Below are 20,446 nucleotides of genomic sequence, written 5' to 3'. Positions count from 1 at the left end.
GATCAGCCCCCTTCGCCGCCGTTGCGCCGCGCGCCGCGCGCGATCTGGTTGACGCTGCGCGTCAGCGCCGAAAGATCGGTGCGCAGCTCGGCCATCGTCTCCTGCCGGCCGGCGGCGAGTTCTTCCAGGATGCGCAGCATCTGCACGTCGATCGACCGCAGGCGCATCCGGCTTTCCGCGTCCAGTCCCTCGGACGTCTCCTTCTCGCGGATTGCCTCGGCCAGCAGTTCCTGCCCTTCCGCGATGCGCGCCAGCGACGACGCCGAGGGCGAGCTTGCCTCGATCCTCTCGGTCAGGCGTTCCACGCTGTCGGCCAGCTGCGCCAGCCGGTTGTCGACCTCGGACCGGCCCTGCTCGGACTGGGTGAAGAGGTATTGCAGCCGCTCCATCTGCTCGGCCATGCGGTCCAGCACGACGCCGGCGGCGCCCAGGTCCGGCCCGTCGCTGTCGGACGAGAATCCCAGCCGGGTGATCGAGCTCAGCCATTCCTCGAGCTCGCGGTAGAAGCGGTTCTGCCCGTGCCCGGCAAAGAGTTCCAGCAGCCCCACGATCAGCGAGCACGCAAGCCCCAGCAGCGACGACGCGAAGGCCACGCCCATGCCGCCCAGCTGCGCCTCGAGGCCGCTCATCAGCCGCGAGAAGACCGCGACGCCCTCCTCGCCCTCCTGCGGGGCGAGGTTGCGGATCGTGTCGACCAGCGCCGGCACGGTGGTCGCGAGGCCATAGAACGTGCCCAGCAGGCCGAGGAAGATCAGCAGCGACACGATGTAGCGCGTGATCTCGCGCGCCTCGTCGATCCGCTGGGCGACCGAATCGAGGATCGAGCGCGTCGAGGTGGTGGTGATCTGCATCCGCCGGTCGCGCCGGCCCAGAAGCTGCGCCAGCGGCGCCAGCAGCTGCGGCGCGCCGGTCTCCGACCCGCCCTCGGCCGCGAAGCGTTCGATCCAGCGGACCGAGTAGATCAGCTGCGCCACCTGCCAGAAGCACGCCACCACGCCCACGATGAAGACCAGCAGGATGAACCCGTTCAACCACGGGTTGCTCTCGAACACCGGCAGCACCCGCGGCAGCGCGACGATCGAGCCAGCGATCGACAACCCGAGAACGAGAAGCATCAGCACGACCTGCCGGACGGGCTGTGAGAATTGCAGTCTGGCCTCGAGATCGGCCTGATCCATCGGGCGCGCGCCTCGTCGTTGCAGTGCAGCGAACCTAGAGGGCGCGCCCCGGGAAGCCAAGCGGTTATCCGTTAAGATGCCGCACGCGTTCGACCAGCCAGTCCAGTTCCGGATCGGGGATGCCCAGCTCGGACAGATGCCGGGCGGTGTTGTAAAGATAGTCCGGGTTCGGCCCACGCCCGCCATGCGCCCGCGCGATGATCGTCGCCTGCTGGTCCAGCGTCAGGGTGCAGTACTGCTCGTGGTCGGGGTCGATCACGTAGGCCACCGCCTGCACCCGGGTGCCGTCGGCCAGATCAACCGGCAGGATGCGTTCCAGGTAGGCCGACGACACCAGCTCGCGCTCGCGCAGGTAGGTCAGCGTCGCGTCCTCGGTGCCCGGCTCGGCGCGCAGCGCCAGCCCCTCGCAGACAGACCCGGGATGCTGGTCCAGCGCCAGCACCAGCCCCGGCTGCTCGGGCGTGCCGCGATGGTGGATCGAGCGCATGCAGAAGCTGCGCGCGTAGTCGGCCAGCCGCGCGTGGCGCTGTTCGGCCACCGGGAACCCGGGGTTCCACAGCAGCGATCCGTAGCCGAAGACCCACAGCGTCATGCACGAGGCTCCTTGTCTGGCGCGGGCATCCGCCCTTTCCCTTCGCTCGCCGGGGGCTTAGATCACCGCGAAGGCCGGTGGAAGGGGTTGCGATGAAACGGTTGGCGTTCGTGGTGGTGGCGGCGGCCCTGGCCTGGGCCGGATTCTGGTTCTGGTCGGCGCATGCCCTGCGGGCCGAGATCGAGGGCTGGTTCGACGCCCGCCGCGCCGAGGGCTGGCAGGCCGACTACACCGATCTCTTCGTGCGCGGCTTTCCCAACCGGCTCGACGCCACCTTCACCGACCTCGCGCTGGCCGACCCCGACACGGGTCTTGCCTGGAACGCGCCGTTCTTCCAGGTCCTCCAGCTGGTCTACCGCCCGGACCACGCGATCCTGGTCTTTCCCGAAACGCAGACCGTTTCGAACGAGGGCGACGTCTACGCCATCGACGCCGACGGGCTGCGCGCCAGCGTGGTGCTGGGCGACGGCGACACCGTGCAGCGCGCCGGGCTCGAGGCCGACGTGCTGAACGTCGACGGGCCGGGCCACGACCTGGCGCTGGCCGGTCTGACCGCCGGTCTGGCGGCCGTGGACGAGGCCACGCAGGTCTACCGCATCGGCATCTCGGCCGACGCCGCCGCCGGCGGCGTGGCGGGCGGCGCGGCCGACGGGCTGGCGCTGCAGGCGACCATCGGCTTCGACCGGCCCTGGACGCGCGATGCGCTGGAATCCGGCCGCCCGCAGCCCACTACGCTCGACCTGCGCACCGCCGAGTACCGGAAGGGCGAGCTGTTCCTGCGCGTCGCCGGCGATCTCGACATCGACGAGGCCGGCCGCCCCACGGGCGAGCTTGCCCTGCGGGCCGAGAACTGGCGCGCGCTTCTGGATGCCGCGGTCGAGGCCGGGCGCCTGCCCGCCTCGCTCGCCGGCACGCTGGAACAGGGGCTGGCGCTGGTGGCGCAACTGTCGGGCAACCCCGACACGCTCGACCTGCCGCTGCGCTTCGACGACGGCATGGTCCGCATCGGCCCCGTGCCCATCGGCGAGGCACCGCGCCTGCGCCTGCCCTGATCCCGCCCGCCGCCTCTTGCGCCCGCCCGCGCGGACCGGGAAGGTGCCGCCCGAACACGGGAAAACGGCGCAGGAGACCGAACGCATGGATGCAGGGCAGGAACGCGATCCGCTGGGTAACCGCATCGCGGGCAAGCGCGACGAGCTGATCGCGCTGACTCAGGCGCTGGTGCGCATCCCCACGCTGAACCCGCCCGGCGACCTCTACCGCGACATCTGCGAGCTGCTCCGCGACCGGCTGGCGCCGTGCGGCTTCGACTGCCAGCTGGTCCGCGCGGAAGGCGCCCCCGGCGACAGCGACGCGCATCCGCGCTGGAACATCGTCGCACGGCGCGAGGGCACGCGCCCGGGCGACTGCGTGCACTTCAACTCGCACACCGACGTGGTCGAGGTGGGCAGCGGCTGGACCCGCGATCCCTTCGGCGCGGAACTCGACGGCGACCGCATCTACGGCCGCGGCACCTGCGACATGAAGGGCGGCCTCGCCGCGTCGATCATCGCGGCCGAGGCATTCCTGGAAGAACACCCCGACTTCGCCGGCGCGATCGAGATCAGCGGCACCGCCGACGAGGAATCGGGCGGCTATGGCGGCGTCGCCTACCTGGCCGAACAGGGCTTCTTCGATCCCGCCCGCGTGCAGCACGTCATCATCCCCGAACCGCTGGGCCACGACCGCATCTGCCTCGGCCATCGCGGCGGCTGGTGGGCCGAGATCGAGACCAAGGGCGAGATCGCGCACGGCTCGATGCCGTTCCTGGGCGATTGCGCCGTGCGCCACATGGGCGCCGTGCTGGACGCGTTCGAGCGTGACCTGTTCCCCGCGCTCGCCAATCGCCGCACCGACATGCCGGTCATTCCCGACGGCGCGCGGCAGGCGACGCTCAACATCAACTCGATCCACGGCGGCGAGCCCGAGCAGGCGACGGATTACACCGGCCTGCCCTCGGCCTGCGTGCCGGATTCGTGCCGCATCGCCATCGACCGCCGCTACCTGATCGAGGAGACATTCGAGGACGTGCAGGCCGAGGTGATCGCCGTTCTGGAAGCCTTGCGCGAAACCCGCCCGCGCTTCGACTATTCCGTGCGCGAGATCAACCGCATCACCCCCTCGATGACCGACCGCGACGCGCCGGTCGTGACCACCGTCGCGGGCGCGATCCGCGCGGTGACCGGCCACGACCCGGCCTACGTCGCCTCGCCCGGCTCCTACGACCAGAAGCACATCGACCGCATCGGCCGGCTGAAGAACTGCATCGCCTACGGGCCCGGCGTGCTCGAGATGGCGCACAAGCCCGACGAATGGGTCTCGGTCACGGACATGATCGCCAGCGCGCGGGTGATGGGCCGGGCGCTGGAAACGCTGCTTCTGCCGTGACGTTACGGGCGCCCGGAGTCCGGCCATTCGTTACGAATTTCTGAATCCGCCTCTGTAACCCATTGATTTTCCGTGGGCGATCCGGTGTCCCATCGTGGGACACCGCCGCCCTTGCGCCGGCGCGGCCTTGGCGGCACTCTCGGCCCGTCAACCACCGGGAGGCCCCCATGACCCGCCATCTCACCCTCGCCGCGCTGCTCTTGTCGGGCACCGCCGCCGTGGCGCAGCAGACCGACCTCACCATCGCCCTGCAGCTCGAACCGCCGCATCTCGACCCGACCTCGGCGGCCGCGGGCGCGATCGACCAGGTCCTCTACTCCAACGTCTTCGAGGGCCTGACCCGCTTCACCGAGTCCGGCGCCGTCGAGCCCGGCCTCGCCTCCGACTGGAAGATCTCGGACGACGGGCTGACCTACACCTTCACCCTGCGCGACGGCGTGACCTTCCACGACGGCACCGACATGACCGCCGAGGACGTGGTCTTCTCCTTCGAGCGTGCCATGGCCGAGGACAGCCAGAACGCCCAGAAGGTCCTGTTCGAGAACATCGACGCCGTCGAGGCCGTGGACCCGCAGACCGTCCGCATCACCCTGTCGCAGCCCGACGGCAGCCTGCTGTTCAACCTCGCCTGGGGCGACGCCGTGATCGTGGCGCCCGAAAGCATCGAAAGCATCAAGTCGAACCCCGTCGGCACCGGCCCCTTCCAGTTCGAGGAATGGGTGCAGGGCGACAGCATCACCCTCACCCGCTACGACGAATACTGGGGCGACGCCCCCGCCCTGACCGAGGCAACGTTCCAGTTCATCTCGGACCCGACCGCCGCCTTCGCCGCGATGATGGCGCAGGACATCGACGCCTTCTACAGCTATCCCGCGCCGGAAAACTTGCCGCAGTTCGCGTCCGATCCGCGCTTCCAGGTGCTCGAAGGCTCGACCGAGGGCGAGACGATCCTCGGCATCAACAACCAGCTCGAACCGCTGAACGACGTCCGCGTCCGCCAGGCCATCGCCCACGCGATCGACCGGCAGGCGGTGATCGACGGCGCGATGTTCGGCCAGGGCACGCCCATCGGCACCCACTTCGCGCCGCACAACCCCGATTACGTCGACCTGCTCGACCTGTCGCCCCACGACCCCGCGCGCGCCCGCGAATTGCTGGCCGAGGCGGGCTACGCCGATGGCTTCACCACCACGCTGAAGCTGCCGCCCCCGTCCTACGCCCGCCGCGGCGGCGAGATCATCGCCAGCCAGCTGCGCGAGGTCGGCATCGAGACCGAGATCACCAACCTCGAATGGGCGCAGTGGCTGGAAGAGGTCTTCCGCGGCCGCGATTTCGGCCTGACCATCGTCAGCCACACCGAGCCGATGGACATCAACATCTACGCCCGGCCCGACTACTACTTCGGCTACGACAACCCCGAGTTCCAGGACGTGATGGAGCGGCTGTCCGCCACGACCGAGCCCGCCGCCCGGTCCGAGCTGCTGGCCGAGGCGCAGCGCATGATCGCCGAGGATTACGTGAACGCCTACCTGTTCCAGCTGGGCGTCGCCACGGTGGCCGATGCGCGGATCGAGGGGCTGTGGGCCGACGCGCCGACGCAGGCTGTCGACCTGACGGACGTGCGCTGGACCGAATAGGCCCGGCGCCCCCCCCCAAACGCGAAACGGCCGCCCCGAGGGGCGGCCGTTTTCGTTGACCGGGTGTGCCCGCGTCAGCGGCGGCGGTCGCGACGCGAGGACATCGGCTGGAACGCCACGCCCACATGCGCCTCGCAATAGGGTTTGCCCTGCTGGACCGGCAGGCCGCAGAACCAGAAATCCGGCGTCGCGGGATCGCCCACGGGCCATTTGCAGGTCCGCTCGGTCAGCTCCATCAGCGTCAGGCGCTTGGCCTTCTTCTCGATCTCGCTGACCTTGGCGAGCGCCTCGGGGCTGATCTCATTGGCCGAGGGCTGCGGCGGCAGCGGCTGGCCGGCGGGGATGATCGGCTTGCGCAGCGGCTGCGGCGCGGGCTCCGGCTCGGCCGCGGCTTCCTCGGGTGCGGCGGCGGGCGCCGCGGGCGGCGGGGTCGCGTCGCGCACGGGCTTGGGATCCGCCTTGGGCGCCTTCGCCTCGGGGCGCGGCTTCGGCTCGGGCGCGGGGGCGGCCGCGGCGGGTGCGGGCGCCGCGCCTGCGCGGTTGGACAGGCCCAGCCGGTGAACCTTGCCGATCACGGCATTGCGGGTCACCCCGCCCAGTTCCTTCGCGATCTGGCTTGCCGACTGCCCTTCCGACCACATCTTCTTGAGCATCTCGACTCGTTCATCCGTCCAGGACATGGGATTTCCTCATTGAAAAAAGCGGCCGCGCTTCACCGTGGCCGCCCAGCAATTCCGTTGCGCCTATTGTAATCATCGCATGGGCGGTTACAAGACGCGCGCCTCACGTCAAGGAGCCAGACATGTCCGACACGCAAAGCTACGCGCCCGGCGACCGCCGCTTCGGTCGCGTGAACTGGCTGGGCCTCTACACCCTGGCCGAGCGCGAGGTGCTGCGCTTCGTCAACGTCTGGACGCAGACCCTGCTGGCGCCGCTGGTCACGGCGGGTCTGTTCATGGTCATCTTCTCGATCGCGATCGGCCCGCGCCGGGGCGACGTGATGGGCGTCGACTTCACCACCTTCATCGCTCCCGGCATCCTGATGATGACGGTGATCCAGAACGCCTTCGCCAACACCTCGAGCTCGATCGTGATCTCGAAGGTGCAGGGCAACATCGTCGACACGCTGATGCCGCCGCTCTCGGCCGGAGAGCTGGTGCTGGGCTACCTCGCCGGCGGCGTGGCCCGCGGGCTGGTGGTGGCGGTCGTCATCTCGCTGGCCTTCGTGATCTTCGTCGGCCTGGTGCCGGCGCATCCGCTGGTGGCGCTGGTCTTCGTGCTGCTGGGTGCCACGTTCCTGTCGGCGCTGGGGATGCTAGCGGGGATCTTTGCCCAGAAGTTCGACCAGATGGCGGCGATCACGAATTTCGTCATCACGCCGCTCGCCTTCCTGTCGGGCACCTTCTACTCGGCCGAGGCGCTGCCTCAAGGCCTCTACCAGATCACCCACGCGAACCCGGTCTTCTACCTGATCGACGGCGTGCGCTACGGCATGATCGGCGTCAGCGACAGCAGCCCGCTGTTCGGCTTCTTCTTCGCGCTGCTCTGGACGGCGGGCGTCTGCGCGGTCACGTGGTGGATGTTCCGCCGCGGCTATCGCCTTAAGGCGTGACGCCGCATCAGGCGGGGTCAGGCAGCCGGCCCGGCCTCGTCGGCGTTATCGCGGTGGACGTAGCGCGCGTCGCAATAGGGACACTCGACCCAGCCCTGCGTTTCGGGGATATGCAGCCAGACCCGCGGATGCCCCAGCGCGCCCTCGCCGCCATCGCAGGCCACGCGGTGGCTGTCGACGATCTTGGTCTCGGGCGCGTCAAAGCTCATGCCATTCCCTTTCGCAGATGCTTGGCCTACATGCGTTATGAATTATGAGCATGGCAGGAGCAAGGGACGGCATGACACAGGACGCGATCCGGATCGAGGGCCTCTCCAAGACCTATGACGGCGGCAAGCAGGCGCTGCGCGACATCGACCTGACCGTGCCGTCGGGGTCGGTCTTCGGCCTGCTGGGTCCCAACGGCGCTGGCAAGTCGACGCTGATCAACATCCTCGCCGGGCTGGTCGTGAAATCGGCGGGCAAGGTCCAGATCTGGGGCTGGGACCAGGACGAGAACCCGCGCCAGTCCCGCGCCTCGATCGGCGTCATGCCGCAGGAGCTGAACCTCGACCCGTTCTTCACGCCGCGCGGCGCGCTCGAGGTGCAGGCGGGCCTCTACGGCGTGCCGAAATCGCAGCGCCGCAGCGACGAGATCCTGGAAATGGTCGGCCTGTCGGACAAGGCCGAGGCCTATGCCCGCACGCTGTCGGGCGGCATGCGGCGCCGGCTGCTGCTGGCGAAGGCGCTGGTGCATCACCCGCAGGTGCTGGTGCTGGACGAACCCACCGCCGGCGTCGACATCGAGCTGCGCCAGATGCTGTGGGAGAACGTCCGCAAGCTGAACCGCGAGCGGGGCATGACGATCATCCTCACCACGCATTACCTCGAAGAGGCCGAGGAAATGTGCGACGAGATCGCGATCATCAACCACGGCGAGGTCGTCGCGCGCGACAGCACGAAGAACCTGCTGGGCCAGCTCGACGCCAAGACGATGGTCATCACCCCCGAAGTGGCGCCCGAGACGCTGCCGCACGCCGCGGGCCTCACCCCCGAGCGGCGCGAGGACGGCACCATCGCGCTCAGCTACCAGTCGGCGCGCATGTCGGCCGAGGACGTGCTGGCCGCAGTGCGTGAACAGGGCATCCGCATCCGCGACGTGCGCACAGAACAGGCCGACCTGCAGGACGTCTTCCTGTCGCTGACCCGCTCGAAACCCGCCGCCTGATCTCCGCTGCCGCGCCTTCGCGCGCTGAGACGTGGGCCATCCGCGGTCCCGCGCCGCCCAAGGACGCCGCGTGAAACGCGGCGGACGAGGCGACCTGCGCGGGCCGTAGGCCCGCTCCGCTTGCCAACCTCTTCTCAGGCGGGCGCGAGCATCCGTCCCAGCGACCGACCGGCGAGGATGTGCACGTGCAGGTGCGGCACTTCCTGCACCCCGTGCTTGCCCGCGTTCGCGATCAGGCGGAAGCCGTCGTCCTTGACGCCCTCCATCCGGCAGACCTCGCCCACCGCGCGCACGTAATCCACGATCTCGGCTTCCGACGCTTCCTGCGCGAAGTGGTCGAAGCTGACGTAGCGCCCGCGCGGGATCACCAGCACGTGGACCGGCGCCTGCGCGCGGATGTCCCGGAACGCAAGGCTGTGCTCGGTCTCGAGCACGGTGTCGTTGGGGATCTCGCCGCGCAGGATCTTGGCGAAAACGTTCTGGTCGTCGTAGTCGAAAGACATCGGTTACTCCTTCTCGGCAAACAGGCCGTCCTGGGTCGCGATCCGGTCCGTGGCCCCGGGGTCCACACCGAGGAAACCGGCGAGCGCCGCAGCGATCGCCTCGGGCGCGTCGCCCTCGCGGATTCGCGCATGGCCGACGTGACGGGCAGACCGGATCAGGTCGCGTTCATGCATGATCGCGTTGCGCAGGCTGGGCAAGAGCCGAGACAGCGACTCGTCCGGCGCATCCGGCGCGGCAAGACCCAGCCGCCGCGCGTGCCCCGCCAGCCAGGCGTCGGAATGATCGCACTGCACCTCGAGGATCCGGGTGCTGTTCAGGTCGCGCACGAAGTCGGCGATCAGCGCGTGGCCTTGCGGGTCGATGCAGATCAGCAGCCGATCGGTGCCGTGATGCTCGTAGAGCATCCGCAGCAGCGCGCGGCGGTGGCGGTGGCGTTTGGCGAGCGTGGTCTCGACGCCGCCCAGCGCGGGCAGCGGACAATCGTCCTCGTCGAACAGGTAATCGTGGCAGGCGAGGCCGGTCGCGTCGCGGATCCGCCCGGCCAGCCGCTTGCCGATGTCGCGCTTCTTGCAGACCAGTATCATCAGCTCCCGGTCTGGACCGAGCGTCGCCTCGCGCTCCCAGAACCGGGGGGCGAAGCGCTGGCCGATCCGGCCCTGCCCGGTCAGGAAGCCATGCAGCGCCCGCCCCTCGTTCGAGATGGCGAAGGCGACTCCCGTCTCCGGGTAGAGCGCGCGCAGCCGTTCGCGCAGCGCCCGCGCGTCGCGGCTGATCTTGCGCGCGAAGAATTCCCGCTGGCCCAGCAGCATGTCGAGGTGGTCGTCGTGGAAGACCACCGGCATTCCGTAATCGGTGAACATCAGGAAGGTGGGCGGCCGGCCGTCGATCTGCGCCTCGGGGACGAGGTGCCGGACCAGCGTCTGGAACAGCGTCTCGTCCGGAATCCAGGTGGTGCGGAAGAAGCTTACCACGTCCGGTCGCCCGGCGAGGAAATCCAGCACCGCGTCGACGGTCGCGCGGCGCAGGCACCACCATTGCGAACCGATCATTACCCGCAGGTCGTCGGGGATCGACCGCGTCAGCCCAAGCCGCCTCTGGAGCTCGTACATCGCGTAGAAGCGGCGCGGTTGCGTGCGTTCGTTGAACCAGTGGCGGTAGATCAGCCGCTCCTCGGTCCAGCCGGTCCTGATCCAGTTCGACGCGAAGAAGTCGACGCTTTCGATCCGGTCGACGTCCTGCGCGTCAAGCTGCGCATGGATGTGGTCGGCCGACTTGATCGGCATGCAATCGGCCGAGATCAGATAGAAATGCGTCGCATCCGGAAACGTGCCGCGCGCCGCCTGCAGGGTGTCGAGCGTCGCGCGCACCAGGCTCCACTCGCCCCAGCCGCAGCGTGTGCGACGCGGCGCAAACACCACGTCCGGATTCGCCGCCAGACCCTCGCGCAGGGCGTTCCAAGTCGCGCGTGACGCGCGTGCGTCCAGGTGCACCGCGACCGCATCCCCGGCCGAGGTCAGGCTGCCGACCTGCGCCAGAACCGCGTCGGCATCGTCGTGGCACAGCAGAATGTAGGCGATCCGTGCCACCCGTCCCCCAGACGCCCCATCGGCATAGTTTCGTTGAACAATCCGAGTTTCTTTGCTCTTTTGCAACCGGCGCGGGGGGCGCGTGCAGCAAAGGCGGATCTCATGGGGTTTCCCGGCACCTGGATGACCGAAAGCGGCAGCCTCATCTACCGCGTTGTTCCGAAATGCGCGTGCTCGACGATCGGGCAGGCGCTGTATTTCAGCGACCACGGACGCTTCTACGACGGAGACATTCACGACGCGCAGGACGGCATCCACAAGTGGGGGATGGATGACAGCCGCAAGCCGATCCGCGACGCCGTGACCGGCCGCACCGCGCCCGCCTTCACCTGCGTGCGCAATCCATATTCGCGGATCCTGTCGTCGTTCTTCGACAAGATCTGCGGCATCCAGCGCAACGGTGGACGTTACCGGGGCAACATGGTCCCGCTGATCGTGCAGAAGTACGGAGTCGAGGTCGGTGGCGAAGACGGCAAGGCGCCCTTCGACCAGATCGCCAGCTTCCGCCGCTTCCTGCTGTTCGCCCGCGACACGATCCGCTGGCGCCGCCCGATGGAGCCCGACATCCACTGGTCGGCGATGTCGGGCCACGTGGGCACGTTCGTCACCAATGGCGGGCGTTACGACCGCATCTTCCAAACCGAGAATTTCGAGGACGGCCTGCGCGACGTGCTAACCACGGCGACTCTCCGCTACGCGATCGACCCTGCCGACCTGCCGCGCTTCAACGAAAGCGCCGAGCACGGCCCCGAGCGCGCGCACCCGGTGGAGGCGTATTTCGACGACCTGTCGATTCACCTGATGCACGAGATCTACGGCCGCGACTTCGCTCTGTTCGGCTACGATGCCGACGACCCGTCACGCCGCGCCCCGGTGCGCGAGATCGACCTCGACGCGGTGCACGCCACGCTGGGCGACTAGGCCGCGTCGCGCGTCAGCGCCAGCACCATCCGCCGCGCGATCGGCGCGACCACCAGCACGGCCGGGAATGCGATCGCCCAGGACGCCAGCCAGTTCGTCAGCCAGAGCGACACCAGCCCGTCGATCAGGCCGACGCCGCGCACGGTCGAGATGAAGGAGACCAGGCACGACATCATGCCCGACAGGAACAGGGCGAACAGCGGCTGGAAGAAGCGGGGCGGAAACATCGCGATCCTCGGATTGATCTGCGGCGCAAGATGACGGCGAACACCGCGCGGTCAAGCGCCCGCAGCCTAGTCGGGCAGTTCGTCCGACGGGATCAGGCCGAAGAATTCGCCCTTCGACCACAACCCGAACCAGCCGTCGTGGTGATCGCCCAGTTCGACCAGCCGGTAGAAGCTCTTGCGGTCGATCAGCGCCTCGAGCCCCGCGCGGATCATCACGTAGGGCGACGGCTCGCCGGTCTCGGGGTCGCGGACGACGCGAATCGGATGATCCGGCCCCGCCTCCGCGAAGTCGCCCACATGGGTGCGGAACGTCAGGACCTGGTCGCGCCCCGTGCCCTGCGCCTCGAAATCCGTGGCCACGAAGGGCGCGTCCTCGACCGTGAGGCCGACCTTTTCCACCGGCGTGACGAGGAAATATTTCCCGTCCTCCAGCTTCAGGATCGACGAGAACAGCCGCACCAGCCCCGGGCGGCCGATCGGCGTGCCGAGATAGAACCACGTGCCATCGCGCGCGATACGCATGTCCAGGTCGCCGCAGAACGGCGGATTCCACTTGTGCACAGGCGGCAGGCCCTTGCCCTTCGCGGCGGCGCTGGCCTGTGCGGCTATGCCGTCCGCGGACGGTGTCACGACATTTTGTGCGCTCATAACTTTTGCCATTCTCCCGCTTAGGCGTATTTTCGTGCCATACAACCTAATCGCGCAAGGGAGAGTTGCCATGGCGTCTGCCGAGGATCTGGTCGCCGACATCGAGGCGCTCGAGGAAAAGCTGGCCGAGGCACGGCGGTCGATCACCGCCCGTTTCATCGGGCAGGAGCGTGTCGTCGACCTGACGCTGGCGTCGCTGCTGTGCGGCGGACACGCGCTGTTGATCGGCCTTCCGGGGTTGGGCAAGACGCGCCTGGTCGAGACGCTGTCGACGGTGATGGGCCTGCGCGGCAACCGCGTGCAGTTCACGCCCGACCTGATGCCGGGCGACATCCTGGGCTCGGAAGTGCTGGAAACCGGCGCCGACGGCAGCCGGGCATTCCGGTTCATCGAAGGGCCGATCTTCTGCCAGCTTCTGATGGCGGACGAGATCAACCGCGCCAGCCCGCGCACGCAATCCGCGCTGCTGCAGGCGATGCAGGAGAAGGTCGTCACCGTCGCTGGCGCGAACCGCAAGCTCGAGGCGCCGTTCCACGTGCTCGCCACGCAGAACCCGATCGAGCAGGAGGGCACCTATCCCCTGCCCGAGGCGCAGCTCGACCGTTTCCTCGTGCAGATCGACGTGCCCTACCCGGATCGGAAGACCGAGCGCGACATCCTGCTGGCGACCACCGGCGTCGAGGATGCCGAGGCGCACGCCGTCTTCGATCCCGCCAGCCTGATCGCCGCGCAGACTCTGCTGCGGCGCATGCCGGTGGGCGACGCGGTGGTCGAGATGATCCTCGATCTCGTGCGCGCCTTCCGTCCCGACGATCCGGCGGCGTCCGAGCAGGTGCGCGAGATGGTCGCCTGGGGCCCCGGCCCGCGCGCGGCACAGGCGCTGATGCTGACGGTGCGCGCCCGCGCGCTGCTGCAGGGCCGGCTCGCGCCCTCGCCCGAGGACGTGATCGACATGGCGCGCCCTGTGCTGGTGCACCGCATGGCGCTGACCTTCTCGGCCCGGGCGCGCGGCGAGGATCTGGGGCGCCTCATCGACGGCGTGGCATCCCGCATGACCGCCGCCGAGGCCGCTGCGTGACATCCGACACAGCCCTCCTACGGCAGAAAGCCCAGGAAGAAGCCGCCCGCTTTCCCGCCCTTCTGGCGCGGGCCGAGCAGTTGGCCGGCACCGTGCTGCTGGGCGAGCACGGCCGCCGGCGCGCGGGGCTGGGCGACGATTTCTGGCAGTACCGCCCGCTGCGCGCCGGCGACAGCTACCGCCATATCGACTGGCGCCGGTCGGCGCGCGGCGACGAGCAGTTTGTGCGCGAACGCGAATGGCAGATCGCGCAATCGGTGCAGCTTTGGGTCGATCCGGGCGCGTCGATGCGGTTCTCGTCCGACATGAACCTGGCGACCAAGTCGCACCGCGCGCGCCTGACCGCGCTGGCCGCGGCGATCCTGCTGATCCGCGGCGGCGAGCGCGTCGGCCTGACCGGCTGGAAGCTGCCGCCCCGCCGCGGCAACCAGCAGGTGGTGCGCCTGTCCGAGTTGCTGTCGGACGAGGGCGATGACGATTACGCCGCCCCCGAGGCGCGCGGCATGCTGCCCCATGCGCGCGCGATCTTCGTGTCGGACTTCCTTGGCGATCTTGCCCCGGTCGAGGCCGCGCTGACCAAGGCCGCCGACCGCGGCGTGCGCGGCGCGCTGCTGCAGGTGCTCGATCCGGCCGAAGAGGCGTTTCCCTACCACGGCCGCACGATCTTCGAATCCGTCGGCGGCACCATGGCGCACGAGACGCTGAAGGCCGGCGACCTGCGCGGGCGCTATCTGGAACGCCTGGCCGGCCGCAAGGACCGGCTGGCGCAACTCGCCCGGTTGACCGGCTGGCACTACCACTGTCACCACACCGACCACAGCCCGCAGGCGGCGCTGCTGTGGCTGTATCGCGCGATCGACGGGAGCCACGGATGACCCTTTTCGGTGTCCTCGGATTCACCACCCCTTGGCTGCTGCTGGGCCTGCTGGCCCTGCCGATCCTGTGGGTGATCCTGCGCGCGGTGCCGCCCGCACCGATCCGGCGGCGGTTTCCCGGCGTGGCCCTGCTGCTGGGCCTGCGCGACGAAGAGCAGGTCAGCGACCGCACGCCCTGGTGGCTGCTGCTGCTGCGCATGCTCGCGGTCGCCGCGGTGATCATCGGCCTCGCCGGCCCCGTCCTGAATCCGCAAACCGAGGACAGCGCCGCCGGGACCGGCCCGCTGCTGGTGGTGATGGACGCAAGCTGGGCCTCGGCCGACGACTGGCGCGCCCGGCAGACCGCGCTCGACGCGCTGATGACGCGCGCGGCCCGCGACGACCGCACCGTCGGCCTGTTGCGCCTGACCGAGCCCGAGGCGGTCCGCTTCCAGTCCGCCGACGTCATGCGCTCGCGCATCGAGGGCGTTTTGCCGAACCCGTGGGAGCCGTCGGCCGAGACGCTGGAAGCCGCGCTGGCCGCGCTGCCGGAAGGCGGGTTCGACAGCTACTGGATGTCCGACGGGCTGGACCGCGACATCCGCGAGGACCTGCTTTCGACGCTGGAAGAGCGCGGCACCGTGACCGTGTTCGAAAGCCCGCGCAGTCTTTACGCGTTGGAGCCCGCCCGGTTCGAAGACGGCGCCGTGCGGATCACCGCGCACCGGCTGCGATCCGGCCCCGCGACCGAGGTCTCGCTGACCGGCCACGGGCTCGACCCCGCCGGCAACCCGGCCGTGCTGGTCCGCAGCCCCGTCACGTTCGAGGCCGACGCCACCACCGCCACGACCGAGATTTCGCTGCCCGCCGAGCTGCGCGCCCGCATGACCCGCTTCGAGATCGAGGGTAGCCGCAGTGCCGGCGCCGTCGCGATGACCGACGACTCGCTGCGCCGGCGCGAGGTCGCGCTGATCGCCGGCCGCGACGACCGCGAGGGGCTGGAGCTGCTGTCGCCGCTGCATTACCTCCGCCGCGCGCTCGACCCCACGGCCGAGTTGCTGGACGGCGCCCTGACCGACGTGCTGCCCGCGAACCCCGACGTGATCGTGCTGGCCGACGTGGCGACACTGTCGCCCGGCGAACGCGACGCGGTGACCGAATGGGTCGAGGGCGGCGGCATGCTGCTGCGCTTCGCCGGCCCGCGCCTGGCCGCCAGCGACGTCAGCCGCGACGCCGAAGACCCGCTGATGCCTGTGCGCCTTCGCGCCGGCGGCCGCAGCGTCGGCGGTGCCATGAGCTGGGGTGAACCGAAGGCGATCGCGCCCTTCGACGAGGACAGCCCCTTCCACGGGCTCGAGATTCCGCCCGACGTCACCGTGTCGAGCCAGGTCATGGCGCAGCCCGACCCGTCGCTGGCCAGCCGCGTCATCGCGCAGCTGACCGATGGCACGCCGCTGGTGACGCGCAAGCCGGTCGGCCAGGGCCAGGTCGTGCTGTTCCACGTCACCGCCAACGCGGAATGGTCGACGCTGCCGCTGTCGGGGCTGTTCGTGCGCATGCTGGAACGCCTCGCGGTATCGTCCGCCGTCGGACAGGGCGAAGCGCAGGAACTGGAAGGCACGATCTGGCAGCCGGTCACCGTGCTCGACGCCTTCGGGCGCGAGAACGACGCCGGCACTCTGCCCGGCGTCGCGGGCGAGGATCTGGCCAGCGCACCGCTCGGCCCCGACCTGCGCCCCGGTCTCTACGAGGGCGAGGATCGCGCGCTGGCGCGCAACGTGCTGGCGCAGGACGCTGTCCTGCAACCAGCCGCCTGGCCCGAGCGCATCACGGTCGAGGGGCTGACCCGGCCGCAGGAAACGCCGCTGTCCGGCTGGCTGATCGCGCTGGCGCTGGCGCTGCTGGCGGCGGACATCGTCGCATCGCTGGCGCTGTCGGGGCGGCTGCGCGGCCCGCGTGCCGGGCTGGCCGCGATCGGCATCGCCCTGCTGACGCTGTCGCCGCAGCACGCCGAGGCGCAGACCGACACGCAGGACCAGACCGAGGCGCAGCAACAGGACACCACAGACGAGCCGCGGGCCATCGAGGCCACAAGCGATGTGGTACTCGCGCATGTGCTGACCGGCGATGACCAGGTCGACGACCTCGCCCGCGCGGGGCTGTATGGGTTGTCGCAGACGCTGTTCTTCCGCACTTCGGTCGAGCCTGCCGACCCGATGGGCGTCGACCTCGAGACCGACGAGCTGTCGTTCTTCCCGTTCCTCTACTGGCCGATCACCGCCGACCAGCCGCTGCCGTCCGACGCCGCCTACGCCAAGCTCAACGAATACCTGCGCTCGGGCGGCATGATCCTGTTCGACACGCGCGACGCGGACGTGGCGGGCTTTGGCAGCGACACGCCGGAAAACCGCCGCCTGCGCCAGATTGCGGCGCCGCTGGACATCCCGCCGCTGGAACCGGTGCCGGCCGACCACGTGCTGACGCGCACCTTCTACCTGCTGCAGGACTTTCCCGGCCGCTACGCCGGCCGCGAGCTGTGGGTCGAGGCCGCGCCCCCCGATGCCGAGCTGATCGAGGGCATGCCGTTTCGCAACCTCAACGACAACGTCACGCCGGTCGTGATCGGCGGCAACGACTGGGCCAGCGCCTGGGCGATGGATTCCAGCGGCAACCCGATGGTGCCCGTCGGCCGCGGCTTCGGCGGCGAGCGTCAGCGCGAGATCGCCTACCGCTTCGGCGTGAACCTCGTGATGCACGTGCTGACGGGGAACTACAAATCCGACCAGGTCCACGTGCCGGCGCTGCTCGACCGGCTCGGGAACTGACCCTGCCAACTGGACTGGATACCTGATGGGACAGATCGTCTTCGACCCGCTGCTGCCTTGGGCGGTGATCGCCGCGCTGGGGGTGCTGGCGCTGGCCGGCATCGTGCTGGCGGTCTGGCGCGGACTGGCCGGCTGGGCACTGCGCGGGCTGGCCGCAGCCGTTCTGGTGAGCGCGCTGACCCAGCCGTCCTGGCAGGTCGAGAACCGCGACCCGCTGTCGGATATCGTGCTGATAATCGAGGACCGCTCGGCCTCGCAACGGCTGGCGGAGCGCGCGGGCGTCACCACGGCCGCCGCCGACGACCTGCAGGCCGAGCTCGAGGCGCGCCCAAATACCGAGGTGCGTCGCATTCCCGTCGGTGACGGCGAGGGCGACGCCGGCACGCAACTGATGACCGCACTGTCGGCCGCCCTGGCCGAAGAGCCGCGCGGCCGCATCGCGGGCATCTTCCTGCTGTCCGACGGCCGCCTGCACGATCTCGAATCCGCGCCCGACCTGCCCGCGCCGATGCAGCTTCTGCTCAGCGGGCAGGAAGACGACTGGGACCGCCGCCTGATCGTCAAGAACGCGCCCGCCTTCGCCATCCTCGACGAAGAGGTCGTGCCGACCCTGCGGATCGAGGACGAGGGCGCCGCCCCCGATGAGGCGCGCACCGACATTCTGATCTCGATCGACGGTGCCGAGCCAGACACCTTCACCGTGCCCATCGGCGAGGACCTCGAGCTGCCGATCACCCTGCCTCATGGCGGGCTGAACGTGATCCAGTTCACCGTCCCCGAGGCCGAGGGCGAGCTGACCGACCGCAACAACACCGCGCTGGTGCAGATCAACGGCGTCCGCGACCGGCTGCGCGTGCTGCTGGTCTCCGGCGAGCCGCATGCCGGCGGGCGCACCTGGCGCAACCTGCTGAAATCCGACTCCAGCGTCGACCTGGTCCACTTCACCATCCTGCGGCCGCCGGAAAAGCAGGACGGCGTGCCGGTGACCGAGCTGTCGCTGATCGCCTTCCCCACGCGCGAGCTGTTCCTGGAGAAGATCGAGGATTTCGACCTGATCATCTTCGACCGCTACCAGCGGCGCGGCATCCTGCCGGCGATCTACCTCGACAACGTGCGCCGCTATGTCGAGGACGGCGGCGCCGTGCTGATCGCCGCGGGACCGGATTTCGCCAGCGCCGATTCCATCTACCGCTCGCCCCTGTCCGAGATCATCCCCGCCGAGCCGACCGCGCGCCTGATCGACGAGGCCTATCGCCCGACGATCACCGAGCTGGGTGAGAAGCACCCCGTCACCGCCGGCCTGGAAGGTGAAGGCGAATGGGGCCGCTGGCTGCGCCAGATCGAGGTCGAGCCGACCGGCACCGGCGAGGTCGTGATGCAGGGCGCCGACGACCGTCCGCTGCTGATCCTCGACCGCGTGGGCGAGGGTCGCGTATCGCTGCTGGCTTCGGACCAGGCCTGGCTCTGGAACCGGGGCTTCGAGGGCGGCGGACCGCAGTTGGAACTGCTGCGCCGGCTGGCCCACTGGATGATGAAGGAGCCCGAGCTCGAGGAAGAGGCGCTCTGGGCCGAGCCCACCGGCCAGACCATGCGCATCATCCGCCGCACGCTGGGCGATGAGGTCGGCGCCGTCACCGTCACCCGCCCGGATGGCGAGACCGAGGAACTGGCGCTGGAAGAGGTCGCCCCGGGGCGGTTCGAGACGGTCTACGAAGGCCCCGAGATCGGCCTTTACCGGCTGGCCGAGGGCGACCAGGAGGCCGTCGTGGGGCTTGGCCCCGCAGCGCCGCGCGAGTTCGAGCAGACCATTGCCAGCGGCGAGGCGCTGCAGCCGCTGATCGATGAACGCCGCGGCGGCGTGCTGCGCCTGGAAGAGGGCGTGCCCGATATCCGCGCGGTGCGCGAGGGCCGTCCCGCCGCCGGGCGCGGCTGGATCGGCATCACTCCGCGCGACGCCTACGAGACGCTGAGCGTCACTCAGGTGCCGGTGCTGCCTGGCTGGCTGGTGCTGCTGCTGGCCTCGGGGCTGATCCTGGCGGGCTGGATGCGCGAAGGGCGGCGATAGGCGCCGCCCGCGCCCTCAGAACGGCTTGACCACCACGACCCACAGCACGGCGATCACGACCAGTACGCTGATCTCGTTGAAGATGCGCAGGTAGCGGTCGGTCCGGCCGAATTGGCCCTTGCGCGCCCGCAGCACCAGCATCCCGGTCCAGCCGTAATGCGCAACCAGGACCAGCACCAGAGCCAGTTTCAGGTGCGTCCAGGCGGGCCAACCCCAGAGCGTCGCCAGCCACAGGCCGGTGGCCAGCGCGATCACGCCCAGCCCCAGCGAGAACCGGTAGAGCCGGATCGTCAGGTCGCCCAGGGGACCGAACTCGCCCAGCCGCTCCCATTCGCGGCGCCAGTAGATCAGCGCGCGCGGCACGGCGAAGATGGACGTCATCCAGCCCATGACGCACAGAAGGTGAATGATCTTGATCCAGGCCATGCGCGCACCTGACCCAAGTGCCGCCCGAAAGGCAAGCGGAGCCGGATACCCGCTGCGTGCGTTGACGGTGCAGCCCACGGCGCGGCCAGAAAAGACTCGCGTGGAGGGATATCTGGTTATATAAACTTACCAATTGAGCCTTTCGATCCCGGAGGACCGCCATGCAGATGCCTCAACCCGACGCGGGCGTGATCGCGCGCAAGGCGCGGATCGTCGAGCGGTTGCGCGACGTGCTGCCCGGCGACGCGGTGATCGACGACGTCTCCGAGACCCGCGCCTACGAATGCGACGCGCTGACGGCCTATCGCTGCCCACCGCTGGCGGTGGTGCTGCCGTCGACGACCGCCGAGGTGTCGGACGTGCTGCGCATCTGCCACGAGGAAGGCGTGCCGGTCGTTCCCCGCGGCTCGGGCACCTCGCTGGCCGGCGGTGCCCTGCCGACCGCGGATTGCGTGCTGCTGGGGGTGGCGCGCATGACCGAGGTGCTGGAGACCGACTACGATAACCGCTTCATCCGCGTGCAGACCGGGCGGACGAACCTGTCGGTCACCGGCGCGGTCGAGGCGGACGATTTCTTCTACGCGCCCGACCCGTCCTCGCAGCTGGCCTGCGCCATCGCGGGCAACATCGCGATGAACTCGGGCGGGGCGCATTGCCTG

20 protein-coding genes are annotated in these 20,446 nt (G+C 69.6%); 11 read left to right on the top strand and 9 right to left on the bottom strand.

Annotated elements, in window-relative coordinates:
* Positions 1-2: 2 nt before the first annotated feature.
* A complete protein-coding gene (locus tag ACFDTC_RS11395; RefSeq protein WP_375258998.1) occupies positions 3-1,178 on the bottom strand; it encodes a biopolymer transporter ExbB in 1,176 nt (391 codons plus the stop codon).
* Positions 1,179-1,242: 64 nt separating this feature from the next.
* Positions 1,243-1,770, bottom strand: a complete 528-nt coding sequence (locus ACFDTC_RS11390) for a gamma-glutamylcyclotransferase (protein ID WP_375258997.1) — start codon at positions 1,768-1,770, stop codon at positions 1,243-1,245.
* 92 nt (positions 1,771-1,862) lie between these two features.
* On the opposite strand from ACFDTC_RS11390, the gene ACFDTC_RS11385 reads away from it, so the two are divergent.
* The 3 genes from ACFDTC_RS11385 to ACFDTC_RS11375 all read left to right on the top strand — a co-directional run bounded on the left by ACFDTC_RS11385 (position 1,863) and on the right by ACFDTC_RS11375 (position 5,834).
* Positions 1,863-2,822 carry a DUF2125 domain-containing protein gene (locus ACFDTC_RS11385; RefSeq protein WP_375258996.1) on the top strand — a complete coding sequence of 320 codons (960 nt, stop codon included), beginning with the start codon at positions 1,863-1,865 and terminating at the stop codon, positions 2,820-2,822.
* Positions 2,823-2,907: 85 nt separating this feature from the next.
* The gene (locus ACFDTC_RS11380) at positions 2,908-4,197 is read left to right on the top strand and encodes an acetylornithine deacetylase/succinyl-diaminopimelate desuccinylase family protein (RefSeq protein ID WP_375258995.1); all 1,290 of its coding nucleotides are present in this window, start codon (positions 2,908-2,910) and stop codon (positions 4,195-4,197) included.
* 167 nt (positions 4,198-4,364) lie between these two features.
* Positions 4,365-5,834, top strand: coding sequence for an ABC transporter substrate-binding protein (locus ACFDTC_RS11375; protein ID WP_375258994.1), 1,470 nt, complete (start codon positions 4,365-4,367; stop codon positions 5,832-5,834).
* 74 nt (positions 5,835-5,908) lie between these two features.
* Here the strand turns inward: ACFDTC_RS11375 and ACFDTC_RS11370 are convergent, their stop codons facing one another.
* Positions 5,909-6,514 carry a GcrA family cell cycle regulator gene (locus tag ACFDTC_RS11370; RefSeq protein ID WP_375258993.1) on the bottom strand — a complete coding sequence of 202 codons (606 nt, stop codon included), beginning with the start codon at positions 6,512-6,514 and terminating at the stop codon, positions 5,909-5,911.
* Positions 6,515-6,636: 122 nt separating this feature from the next.
* Between ACFDTC_RS11370 and ACFDTC_RS11365 the strand changes: the two genes are divergently transcribed.
* A complete protein-coding gene (locus ACFDTC_RS11365; RefSeq protein WP_375258992.1) occupies positions 6,637-7,446 on the top strand; it encodes an ABC transporter permease in 810 nt (269 codons plus the stop codon).
* 17 nt (positions 7,447-7,463) lie between these two features.
* Here the strand turns inward: ACFDTC_RS11365 and ACFDTC_RS11360 are convergent, their stop codons facing one another.
* Positions 7,464-7,655, bottom strand: a complete 192-nt coding sequence (locus tag ACFDTC_RS11360) for a zinc-finger domain-containing protein (RefSeq protein WP_375258991.1) — start codon at positions 7,653-7,655, stop codon at positions 7,464-7,466.
* 71 nt (positions 7,656-7,726) lie between these two features.
* On the opposite strand from ACFDTC_RS11360, the gene ACFDTC_RS11355 reads away from it, so the two are divergent.
* Entirely contained in the window at positions 7,727-8,653 is a 927-nt protein-coding gene (locus ACFDTC_RS11355; protein WP_375258990.1) for an ABC transporter ATP-binding protein, read from the top strand.
* Positions 8,654-8,787: 134 nt separating this feature from the next.
* Here ACFDTC_RS11355 and ACFDTC_RS11350 read toward each other — a convergent pair whose 3' ends face one another.
* Together ACFDTC_RS11350 and ACFDTC_RS11345 are read right to left on the bottom strand one after the other, a co-directional pair.
* Complete coding sequence (locus ACFDTC_RS11350) at positions 8,788-9,156, bottom strand: histidine triad nucleotide-binding protein (RefSeq protein ID WP_375258989.1); 369 nt, start codon at positions 9,154-9,156, stop codon at positions 8,788-8,790.
* A 3-nt stretch (positions 9,157-9,159) separates the two neighbouring features.
* Entirely contained in the window at positions 9,160-10,743 is a 1,584-nt protein-coding gene (locus ACFDTC_RS11345) for a DUF5928 domain-containing protein (protein ID WP_375258988.1), read from the bottom strand.
* Positions 10,744-10,845: 102 nt separating this feature from the next.
* On the opposite strand from ACFDTC_RS11345, the gene ACFDTC_RS11340 reads away from it, so the two are divergent.
* On the top strand, positions 10,846-11,664 hold the full coding sequence (locus ACFDTC_RS11340; RefSeq protein ID WP_375258987.1) for a sulfotransferase family protein: 819 nt from the start codon (positions 10,846-10,848) through the stop codon (positions 11,662-11,664).
* On the opposite strand, the gene ACFDTC_RS11335 is transcribed toward ACFDTC_RS11340, so the two are convergent.
* On the bottom strand, positions 11,661-11,891 hold the full coding sequence (locus ACFDTC_RS11335; RefSeq protein ID WP_375258986.1) for a DUF2798 domain-containing protein: 231 nt from the start codon (positions 11,889-11,891) through the stop codon (positions 11,661-11,663). The genes ACFDTC_RS11340 and ACFDTC_RS11335 overlap by 4 nt on opposite strands.
* A 66-nt stretch (positions 11,892-11,957) precedes the next feature.
* On the bottom strand, positions 11,958-12,539 hold the full coding sequence (locus ACFDTC_RS11330; protein WP_375258985.1) for a DUF1285 domain-containing protein: 582 nt from the start codon (positions 12,537-12,539) through the stop codon (positions 11,958-11,960).
* Positions 12,540-12,609: 70 nt separating this feature from the next.
* Between ACFDTC_RS11330 and ACFDTC_RS11325 the strand changes: the two genes are divergently transcribed.
* Genes ACFDTC_RS11325 through ACFDTC_RS11310 form a run of 4 tightly spaced genes read left to right on the top strand, consistent with a single transcriptional unit; the run spans position 12,610 to position 19,361 of the window.
* Positions 12,610-13,617, top strand: a complete 1,008-nt coding sequence (locus ACFDTC_RS11325; RefSeq protein ID WP_375258984.1) for an AAA family ATPase — start codon at positions 12,610-12,612, stop codon at positions 13,615-13,617.
* Positions 13,614-14,492: a DUF58 domain-containing protein gene (locus ACFDTC_RS11320; protein WP_375258983.1), complete on the top strand. Its 879-nt coding sequence runs from the start codon at positions 13,614-13,616 to the stop codon at positions 14,490-14,492. The genes ACFDTC_RS11325 and ACFDTC_RS11320 overlap by 4 nt, the downstream gene beginning before the upstream one ends.
* Positions 14,489-17,296 (top strand): DUF4159 domain-containing protein, encoded by a 2,808-nt coding sequence (locus tag ACFDTC_RS11315; RefSeq protein WP_375258982.1) that lies wholly within the window; start codon positions 14,489-14,491, stop codon positions 17,294-17,296. The genes ACFDTC_RS11320 and ACFDTC_RS11315 overlap by 4 nt, the downstream gene beginning before the upstream one ends.
* A gap of 22 nt (positions 17,297-17,318) precedes the next feature.
* Positions 17,319-19,361, top strand: coding sequence for a hypothetical protein (locus ACFDTC_RS11310; RefSeq protein WP_375259005.1), 2,043 nt, complete (start codon positions 17,319-17,321; stop codon positions 19,359-19,361).
* A 15-nt stretch (positions 19,362-19,376) separates the two neighbouring features.
* Here the strand turns inward: ACFDTC_RS11310 and ACFDTC_RS11305 are convergent, their stop codons facing one another.
* The gene (locus ACFDTC_RS11305; protein WP_375258981.1) at positions 19,377-19,787 is read right to left on the bottom strand and encodes a CopD family protein; all 411 of its coding nucleotides are present in this window, start codon (positions 19,785-19,787) and stop codon (positions 19,377-19,379) included.
* Between the two features lie 161 nt (positions 19,788-19,948).
* Here ACFDTC_RS11305 and ACFDTC_RS11300 point away from each other — a divergent pair.
* Positions 19,949-20,446: FAD-binding protein (locus tag ACFDTC_RS11300; protein ID WP_375258980.1), on the top strand; the 498-nt coding region annotated here is incomplete at its 3' end.

This window comes from Citreimonas sp., from assembly GCF_042096055.1.
Taxonomy (GTDB): domain Bacteria; phylum Pseudomonadota; class Alphaproteobacteria; order Rhodobacterales; family Rhodobacteraceae; genus Citreimonas.
The sequence above is the reverse complement of the archived record's forward strand: the minus strand, read 5'-3'. Positions and strand labels throughout refer to the sequence as shown.